This window comes from Bacillus sp. SRB_8 (assembly GCF_003264205.1).
Taxonomy (GTDB): Bacteria; Bacillota; Bacilli; order Bacillales; family Bacillaceae_G; genus Bacillus_A; species Bacillus_A mycoides.
In genome coordinates, this window is record NZ_NADT01000059.1 from 1 (window position 1) to 9,681 (window position 9,681).

Annotated in this window: 6 protein-coding genes and 2 pseudogenes; 5 read left to right on the top strand and 3 right to left on the bottom strand. The window is 34.1% G+C overall.

Translation table 11 applies throughout. The features are described 5' to 3' along the window. Window positions 1-625 precede the first annotated feature (625 nt). Window positions 626-1,972 carry an APC family permease gene (locus B5P40_RS29370; RefSeq protein WP_002191873.1) on the bottom strand — a complete coding sequence of 449 codons (1,347 nt, stop codon included), beginning with the start codon at window positions 1,970-1,972 and terminating at the stop codon, window positions 626-628. A gap of 569 nt (window positions 1,973-2,541) precedes the next feature. Between B5P40_RS29370 and ald the strand changes: the two genes are divergently transcribed. The 3 genes from ald (at window position 2,542) to B5P40_RS29385 (ending at window position 6,137) form a co-directional block, all read left to right on the top strand. Then, complete coding sequence (gene ald, locus B5P40_RS29375) at window positions 2,542-3,654, top strand: alanine dehydrogenase (protein ID WP_113710369.1); 1,113 nt, start codon at window positions 2,542-2,544, stop codon at window positions 3,652-3,654. Next, window positions 3,651-4,652 (top strand): bifunctional threonine ammonia-lyase/L-serine ammonia-lyase TdcB, encoded by a 1,002-nt coding sequence (gene tdcB / locus B5P40_RS29380; protein ID WP_113710370.1) that lies wholly within the window; start codon window positions 3,651-3,653, stop codon window positions 4,650-4,652. Before ald ends, tdcB begins: the two co-directional genes overlap by 4 nt. Before the next feature lie 93 nt (window positions 4,653-4,745). Further along, a complete protein-coding gene (locus B5P40_RS29385) occupies window positions 4,746-6,137 on the top strand; it encodes an amino acid permease (RefSeq protein WP_002193642.1) in 1,392 nt (463 codons plus the stop codon). Between the two features lie 311 nt (window positions 6,138-6,448). On the opposite strand, the pseudogene B5P40_RS33880 reads toward B5P40_RS29385, so the two are convergent. Continuing rightward, window positions 6,449-6,574, bottom strand: a pseudogene (locus B5P40_RS33880) (integrase); the annotation flags it as partial. 114 nt (window positions 6,575-6,688) lie between these two features. Here B5P40_RS33880 and B5P40_RS29395 point away from each other — a divergent pair. Continuing rightward, a pseudogene (locus B5P40_RS29395) lies at window positions 6,689-6,910 on the top strand (DDE-type integrase/transposase/recombinase); the annotation flags it as partial. Between the two features lie 208 nt (window positions 6,911-7,118). Here B5P40_RS29395 and B5P40_RS29400 read toward each other — a convergent pair. Continuing rightward, the gene (locus B5P40_RS29400; protein WP_181150788.1) at window positions 7,119-8,090 is read right to left on the bottom strand and encodes an NAD(P)H-dependent flavin oxidoreductase; all 972 of its coding nucleotides are present in this window, start codon (window positions 8,088-8,090) and stop codon (window positions 7,119-7,121) included. 539 nt (window positions 8,091-8,629) lie between these two features. Between B5P40_RS29400 and tnpB the strand changes: the two genes are divergently transcribed. Next, window positions 8,630-9,681, top strand: a 1,052-nt coding sequence (tnpB, locus tag B5P40_RS29405; protein ID WP_113710371.1) for an IS200/IS605 family element RNA-guided endonuclease TnpB, incomplete at its 3' end; no start/stop codon positions are given.

Here is a 9,681-nt window from a genome sequence, read left to right on the forward strand (position 1 = left end):
AAACATTGTTCCTCATTTACCAACCTGTTTATGCTTTTTCAAACTTTGCAGCAGAACCATCATTGATAACTCTCCTTTTATGTTTATAAATTAAAGAAGAAATTTTATAAAAATACGTTAAATTGGATTTTGCAAATTTTTTTAATAGATACACAATTCGGCTAATTACAAAAGCATTTCAAGTCATTGCTATAATTCATTGTATGTTGAAAAAACGCAGTTTGATTGCAAACTGCGTTTTTGTTATAGATTATTTGGATTTCTTTGAAGGAACATGCAGTATGACAAAGACTTTTGAATTCCTTCTAAATTGGCAAAACATTGCTTTACACATCTATGCTCTTGCTCTATGACATTATTCAAATGCTCTCATTAAATTTTTCATAAAAACATATGCAACCTGATAACCTCAATTTTTAAGAAGTTGAAAATCCAATGTGTACTTTCTACCAATTACAAAATAGATTTACGACTATTCCAATTAAATTTTTATTTAAATCTTATCTAATTTCCAAAACGACTGTAAATTTATATTTTTCTTCTTCTCCCAAAGTTTTATAAACACTAATAATAACCTTATATTCACTTAATAATAATTGATTTTATTTCAGGTGCAACTAACCCACTAATTCTCCACTTTAACATTAGTATGTTTATGGCGCATTTTAAAATATATTGGGAGACCTAAACCAGTTAACCCTATTCCACATAATGCTAGTAATGGTTGTGTAAATAATGTATTTAACACAATAAATGCCCCACCAAATAAAGAGATTATTGGTACAACTGGATATAATGGTACTTTATAAGGACGTATAAGTTCTGGCTCTCTCTTACGTAAAATGAAAACAGCTAAAAATGTCATTGTATAGAATATCCATATAACAAACACTAACATATCTGTTAAAGTATTAAACCCACCAACAAGCATCATAATTACAGAAATTAATAAGATAAATATGCCAGAATTATAAGGAATTCTGCTTTTATTAGATAATGTAGCAAACCATTTACTAAAAGGCAGTTTATTCTCTAAGGCCATTGCATAGGGAATTCGCATTCCAGTCATAATATATCCATTAATTGTTCCAAACACAGAAATTAAGATACCGATACTAACTAATTTACCACCCATTGTACCAAAGAGAATTGTTGCTATTTCAGATGCTGGTGTATCAGTACCTGCGAGCGCAGTTGCAGACATGACCAGTAGAAATGCAATGTTAATTAGTAAATATACAATCATAACAATTGTTAAACCTAAAATAATAGCTTTAGGTAAATCTTTTTTAGGATTTTTCATTTCTCCAGCAATATTCCCAACATGTATCCATCCATCATATGCAAACATTGTTGCTAATAAAGCAGAACCAAGTGCAGAAATAAAAGACTTATCGGATCCAGCTTCAATTGGGAATAATTGAAACGTTACATCGCCTTGATGTAGTAACCCGAAAATAATAAGAAGTCCTAAAGGGAGTAATTTGCATATGGTAGAAGCCATCTGAATTCCACCAGCAGCTTTTGCACCTAAAAAGTTCATTAAGGTTACAAAAGTTGCAGTAATTATAGCAATTCCAACTATAAGCATTTGATTTTCATTAGGATTTAGTCCAAACAGGTTAACAGTTTGAGTCCCAAAAATAATAGCAAGCGCTGCAATATTTGCTGGAAAGTAAATGACTGTTTGTGCCCAACCTAATAGAAATGCTGTTAGATTTCCATAAGTACGTTTTAAATAGGCCATCATGCCACCTGTTTCTGGGATAGCTGCTGATAATTCAGCAGCAGTTAATCCAGCACATATAGTTAAAATCCCACCTATTATCCATGCAAGCAATCCTAAGCTTGCCGTACCAGTTGCACCATATACAGCAGTTGGTTTGAAGAAAACACCAGCCCCTATAACAGTACCAATTACAGTAGTTAAAGCAGCAAAGAAACCGATGTCTTTTTTTAGTTGTTGTGTCAAAGTGATCACTCCTCTTTTATAAGAATAGATACACTCTCTAATGAATTTAAATTTTTGTTTAAATATTCTTCCCTATTTGTTTATAAAATATTTTTGCTAGTGAAATTTTGAACTTTATTATAGAAAATTAAATAACATAGCAAAATGAAAAATTGTAGATACTTTTGTGAAATATTTCACATGTTTATCTGCAATTATATCTTTAATAAAACATTCAGATAAGAACATCTATATCCAACATAAATTTATATAATTTCCAGCTTGTAGTGTATAACCAAAATTTCTTTAAATTCAGAAGAGATGCTATTCGTGACAAAGTCTAGCATACAAAAAAATAGGATTCAATCATTATTTTGCAATAGGTTTTTTTAACCTATAAATTAAAGATATTTTGTGAACTATTTCACAATCAATTGACATAACAATTTGAATGTTGCTATCGTATAGTGGCAATCAGGCGATAAAAAATACCATATATGGCACAATAAATATATTGTGTTTAATATTACTCACTCGTAATCGCTGGTATTGTTTGAGAAATAAACTCGTTTTGAAAGGACGTGTTAGTAATGAAAATTGGAATAGTAAAAGAGATAAAAAAAGGAGAAGCTCGTGTAGGGATGACTCCTGAAAATGTTAGAAAGTTAGTTAAAGAAGGTCATCAAGTTTTAGTGCAGAAAGATGCTGGTTTAGGTTCTGGATATACAAATGATGAATATACAAATGCAGGTGCAAGTTTAGTAACTCAAAATGAAGCTTGGGACGTTGATATGGTAGTAAAAGTGAAAGAACCACTACCTGCAGAATATCACTACTTTAAAAAAGATCTCATTGTATGGGGATTTTTACATCTAGCAGCTTCTAAAGAGTGTGTTGAAGCAATGAGACAAGCAGGAACTACTGCAATTGCTGGAGAGACAATTAATGAAGATGGTGTTTTGACTCTGTTAAAGCCTATGAGTGCGATTGCTGGCCGCCGTGCAGTCTTTATGGGAGCTTATTATCTAGAAAAACAACATCAAGGAGAAGGGATTTTATTATCAGGAATTGAGGGTATCCCTGCTGGAAATGTTGTCATTTTAGGTGGAGGAAATGCAGCGATTAATGCATGTGACATGGCAATTGGAATTGGTTGCCATGTAACCATTCTAGAACTAAACAAAACACAAATTGCTTATTTAAAAGAAAGATATGTGAATGATTCTGTAGAGGTTATTGAATCCAATACTGAAAACTTAGAAAAGCATATAAAAGAGGCAGATTTATTTATTTCAACAATCTTAATACCAGGAGCTAAACCACCGAAAATTGTAAAAGAATATATGGTTCAATCAATGAAACCTGGCAGTGTTATTGTTGATATTGCAATTGACCAAGGTGGAACAGTTGAAACAGTTGATCACTATACAACACATGACAACCCTATATTTATTAAACATGATGTAATCCATTATGCTGTACCAAATATGCCTGGTGCCACCCCACGTACTTCGACCATGGCTTTAGCAAATGGAAATATTGAATATTTATTAGTAATTGCTAAAGAGGGATTAGAAAATGCAATAAATATTAAACCGGCTTTAGCATCTGGTATGAACATTTATAAAGGTATTATTACCTATGAGAATTTAGGAAAGACGTTAGAGTTAGATTATAAGCCGCTGAAAGAAGTGTTAATATGATTAACAAAAATTTACCACTTAACATTGGTGATATAAAAAAGGCTCAACAAATTCTTTCTGGAAATGCACGTAAGACTCCTCTTGTTAAATCATTTTATTTGACGAGTAAAACGGGTGGAGAAATTCATTTGAAGTTAGAAAATATGCAATTAACTGGATCATTTAAGTTTCGTGGTGCATTTAATAAAATTTCAAATTTAACAGATGAAGAAAAAGCACATGGTGTGATTGCTTGTTCAGCTGGGAATCATGCACAAGGTGTTGCATTATCTTCTCATTTACTTGGAATCAAAAGTAAAATTGTTATGCCAGTTTCTGCACCACAAGCCAAAGTTGATGCTACCAGAGGGTATGGTTCCGAAGTTATTTTACATGGGGATACCTTTGATGATGCTAAGGCTAAATGTGAAGAGATTATACAGGAAACAGGAGAAACATATTTACATCCATATGATGATGTAGAGGTAATGGCGGGTCAAGGAACAATTGGTTTAGATATTCTTGATGATATGTGGGATGTTGATACTGTAATTGTGCCTATTGGTGGTGGAGGTATTATTTCAGGAATTGCAGTTGCACTTAAATCATTTAATCCATCAATTAATATTATTGGTGTTCAAGCTGCTAATGTTCATGGAATGAAAGTTTCTTATGATGTTGGAAAAATTGTATCCCATTATGAAGCACCAACAATAGCTGATGGATGTGCTGTTAAAATACCAGGAGACTTAACCTTTGAAATTGTTAAAGAATTAGTAGATGATATTGTAACAGTATCAGAAGAGGAATTAGAAGTAGCCATGAAAGACTTACTACAACGTGGAAAAGCTGTCGTAGAAGGAGCTGGAGCATTAGCTACAGCTGCTCTTCTTGCAGGAAAAGTTGATCAATATACAAAAGGTAAAAAAGTAGTAGCGGTTATTTCAGGTGGAAATGTGGACTTAAAACGCATTTCAAGTGTATGTGAGCATTTCTTTGTTGCGAATGAAGTAAAATAACCATTTGAATATCTTATAAAATAAATTAATTTTACTAAAGAAGAGCTAGGAGAGGACATCTTAGCTCTTTTTTGGTAAAAGGGGGCATATATCATGGCCAACCTGTTTAAAAAGAAATCTGTTATGCAATTGTTAGAAGAAAGTAAAAGTAAAACTTTGTCAAAAAATTTAGGGGCATTTGACTTAACTATGCTAGGAATTGGCGCAATAATTGGTACGGGTGTTCTTGTATTAACTGGATTAGTAGCAGCAAGAGATGCTGGTCCAGCAGTTATTTTTTCATTCATGATTGCAGCAATTGTTTGTGGATTTGCAGCACTATGCTATGCAGAAGTTGCTTCGACACTTCCGGTCTCAGGTAGTGTTTACACATATTCCTATGCGACAATTGGTGAGTTTGTAGCCCATTTAATGGGATGGACGTTACTATCGGTTTACATCGTAACAACAGCAGCAGTAGCTGGTGGATGGACAGGTTATTTCCATAACTTAATAAGTGGATTGGGATTAGAAATTCCAAAAGAACTGTTAACGATTCCATCACAAGGTGGTATCGGTAACTTACCAGCAGTAGTTATTACGTTAGTACTAACATGGTTATTATCACGTGGTACGAAAGAAAGTAAACGTGTGAATAACGCAATGGTATTAATCAAAATTGCAATTGTTATCTTATTCATTGCGGTTGGTGTATTCTACGTAAAACCAGAAAACTGGGTGCCATTTGCACCGTATGGTTTAAGTGGAGTCTTTGCCGGAGGAGCAGCAGTATTCTTCGCTTTCTTAGGATTTGATGCATTAGCAACTTCAGCAGAAGAAGTGAAAAATCCACAACGTGACCTTCCAATTGGTATCATTACTTCGTTAGTTATTTGTACAATCATTTATGTTGCGGTTTGTCTTGTTATGACTGGTATGGTTTCTTATAAAGAATTAGATGTACCAGAAGCAATGGTTTATGTATTAGAGGTTGTAGGACAAGATAAAGTAGCTGGTGTAATTGCTATTGGAGCTGTAATTGGTATTATGGCCGTAATTTTTGCTTACATCTATGCAACAACACGCGTATTCTTTGCAATGAGTCGTGACGGTTTATTGCCAGAATCTTTCGCGAAAATCAACAAGAAGACAGAAGCACCAACGTTTTCAACTTGGTTAACAGGAATCGGCAGTGCTTTAATTGCTGGATTTATCGATTTAAAAGAATTGTCAAATTTAGCGAATATTGGGGCGCTATTAACGTTTGCGATGGTGGGTGTATCAGTTATCATCCTTCGTAAAACACATCCGAAATTACAGCGTGGATTTATGGTTCCACTTGTACCAATTTTGCCGATCATTTCAATTGTTTGCTGTTTATTCTTAATGCTAAATTTACCGTTAACAACATGGGTGTACTTTGGTGTTTGGTTAGCAATTGGAGTAGTTGTATACTTTGTTTATTCGAAAAAACATAGTCACCTAACAAAAGAAGAAAGCTCATAGTTATTGTAATACAGGTGAAATGATTCTATACTTATCATTTCACCTGTATTTAGAAAGTTTTATATGAAATAAAAATATGGACAATTGCAAAGACTTTAATTTCAAATTTATATGTTTCTTTTTCATATAAAGAAACTAATATCCTTAAATTCGACATACTTCTTTATAAAAGATACATGATGTAAGTGATATACTTAATACTGTAGTAAATGAATTGTGTCCGAGTACAATAATAGTTACTACATTTCATATAGGGTAGTACCAGAGTTCTTACAACCGGGGGAAAAGTAGCATTTCTTATAGAAGAGATGCTACTTTTCTTCTTCATATTCCTTCATTATTTTATAAAACGTGTTTTTTTTTAGCTCTAATATTTCCATAAACATAACAGCTATTATTTCTCCACTCTTCCATTTTGAATGAGTTTCTTCTATTAAGATTAGTACAAATAATACATAATTATGAATCTGAAGGTTCTATTGCAAAGTACTCTAAACCACATTTGCGCATTTTAAAAATTACAGGGGATAGACTTTTACAAAAATACCTTTCATTGTACAACAAAATAGCTCAATAATCTCATTGAGCAAGATCATCGACACGTGAAGCACCGTTTCGCTCGTTCCTTAGGATTTCAAAGTCGTCTTCATGCCTCACGTACGATAAAAGGGATAGAAACGCTTCATGCCATATACAAACAAAGACGAAGTCTTCAATCAGACTCCGTCTTTTCGGCGTATAACGAATTACAGAATTTATTAACGGTTTCATAAAATTTGACCACAATCTTCCCATGTCTCTAAGTGTAAAAAACTTTGCAACAGAATCATCTCGGACATACCCGTATTACGAATTTTAAAAGAAGATTGAGATATCTCTTTTTTTGAATTAACATAAAATACGAATATTATGTATTCAATCCGTGATGCAAGCACCTATTTTAAGTTCATCTCCTTAAGAGGATCAGATGTGAATTCTAGCTTAAATACAAGCTTTATATTCTGTCATGATATTGTTGATGATTGTTTTGACTGGCAGAATCTCTTTGATTTCATGAACTCTTGCGCCAGCAAAAACAAGACCATTCTCACAATCACCATCCATTGATGTTATCAAAGAATCTAGCGTACAAAAACGATAAGAACAATTTTTTAGGCAATTAATGCACTTTTTTATTTTTATCTTTTTATCATCAGCTACCAGTTCAGTGAAGTTATTCTTAATAGCACGACCTTGGAGACCTACAGTTGTTTTGAGCAGTATAGTATCCTCCGGGCGAGCATGTACATATTTTTCTTTAAATGATAAAGGTGCGTCACACTCATTACTTGCAACGAATCTTGTCCCCATCTGTACTCCAGAGGCCCCCATACTTAAGGCACGAGCAAGATCTTTTCCGGTCATAATTCCTCCAGCAGCAATTACGGGAATTTTAACAGCTGCAACTACTTCAGGTAATATATCGAATAAAGCTCTTTCGGTTCCAAGGTGTCCCCCGGCTTCATAACCTTCTACAACAACTGCAGATGCACCCAGACGTTCAGATAATTTAGCAAGCTTCGCTGAAGAAACGATTGAAATAACTGGTATGCCGGCCTTTTTGCCCCAAGTATACATATCTCTTGAAATTCCAGCACCTGATATGATGAAATCAACTTTTTCTTCAATGGCCGCTTTCATTTTTTCAGCAAAATCATTCATCGCGAAAAGAACGTTTACTCCAATATAACCGGCATTATTCACCTTTTCCTTTGCCTTCCTTATATGTAGTCTCATTTCATCGATGGAAATTCCAGTTCCTGAGATAATCCCCATTCCTCCAGCATTTGCAACAGCAGATGCAAGTTTGCTTAATGAAATACCTACGCCCATACCTCCCTGCATAATTGGAACCTTTGGTATCATATGACCGATTTTTAACTGTGGAAAGTTCAAGTAAAGACCCCATTTCATCACTGTTTTTAGAGTGTACCTTTAAAGCATCCTTATTGTAGCACAGCGTTTTTAATAAACACCAGGAAATTAATACCTGATACTAGTAGTTTGTGTTATTTTTTGTTGTTTTTCACAAAATGTTCGAATAATATTCTATAAATCTTGAAACAATCCCCAATTTACACTTTTATGAATAGCTATGGAAGCATAGAAAATCATATTCGAAAAAATTTAATTTAGAGTTTAAGGACATTCATATAAAAAGGAAAAAATATTTTTTCGTGATTCTTAGCATATTAAGAACATAGAGGGATAGCACCCCACGTCGCCATCAAGCTAATGACAGCAAATGCCCCATAACAAAAATTTTATCATTTTAGCCAAAAAGACTCCTTCCTCAAGGAACGCGAAGTGAGTAGGTGGGAGATGAATTGGCTTCGGACAAGGGATGGCAGGAAGCCATCTTAATTGTTCGACATACATAAACTGTTACTTTACTACCTATCGAATATATGTTTGTTGTATAATAGACACATATCGAAATGGAGGTGAAACGAATGATGATCAATACAGCATATAAATTTCGTATCTATCCAAATAAAGCACAAGCGATCCTAATCAATAAAACGATTGGCTGTTCTCGTTTTGTATTCAATCACTTCCTATCTCTATGGGGTAATGCATATAAAGAAACAGGAAAGGGTTTGACATATGGTACATGCTCCGCCAAACTTCCTGCCATGAAGAAAGAGTTTGTTTGGCTAAAAGAAGTGGATAGTATTACGATTCAGTCGTCTGTTCGCAACCTTGCGGATGCTTATACACGCTTTTTCAAAAAACAAAACAGTGCCCCGCGTTTCAAATCTAAGAAAAACAACGTGCAATCTTATACCACAAAACAAACAAATGAAAATATTGCCGTTCTAGGAAACAAAATGAAGTTGCCAAAACTAGGTCTTGTTCGATTTGCCAAAAGTCGTGAAGTAAAGGGACGTATTTTAAATGCTACGGTTAGACGGAACCCTTCTGGCAGATACTTTGTGTCATTGTTAGTTGAAACAGAAGTGCAAGAGCTTCCGAAAACAAATTCTTACATTGGAATGGATGTGGGACTAAAAGATTTCGCCATTTTGTCAGATGGAACAACCTATAAAAACCCGAAGTTTTTTCGATCGTTAGAAGAGAAGTTGGTAAAAGCACAGCGTGTTCTTTCTAGAAGAATGAAAGGATCTTCTCGCTGGAATAAACAACGAGTAAAAGTAGCTAGAATTCATGAATACATAACGAATGCTAGAAAAGATTACTTGGACAAAGTCTCAACTGAAATCATCAAAAACCACGATGTTATTGGTATAGAGGATTTGCAAGTATCTAATATGTTAAAGAATCATAAGTTAGCAAAAGCAATTAGTGAGGTATCATGGTCACAGTTTCGAACTATGTTGGAATATAAGGCAAAATGGTACGGCAAACAAGTCATTGTCGTATCGAAAACATTTGCTTCAAGCCAATTATGTTCTTGTTGTGGATATCAAAACAAAGACGTTAAAAATCTAAACCTACGTAAATGGGACTGTCCTTCTTGTCGTACACACCATGATAGGGATAT

Bases quoted from the DNA above. Each gene is read 5' to 3' on its own strand.
- B5P40_RS29400 (WP_181150788.1), bottom strand. From the start codon at position 8,090: ATGAAATGGGGTCTTTACTTGAACTTTCCACAGTTAAAAATCGGTCAT.
- B5P40_RS29385 (WP_002193642.1), top strand. From the start codon at position 4,746: ATGGCCAACCTGTTTAAAAAGAAATCTGTTATGCAATTGTTAGAAGAA.
- tdcB (WP_113710370.1), top strand. From the start codon at position 3,651: ATGATTAACAAAAATTTACCACTTAACATTGGTGATATAAAAAAGGCT.
- ald (WP_113710369.1), top strand. From the start codon at position 2,542: ATGAAAATTGGAATAGTAAAAGAGATAAAAAAAGGAGAAGCTCGTGTA.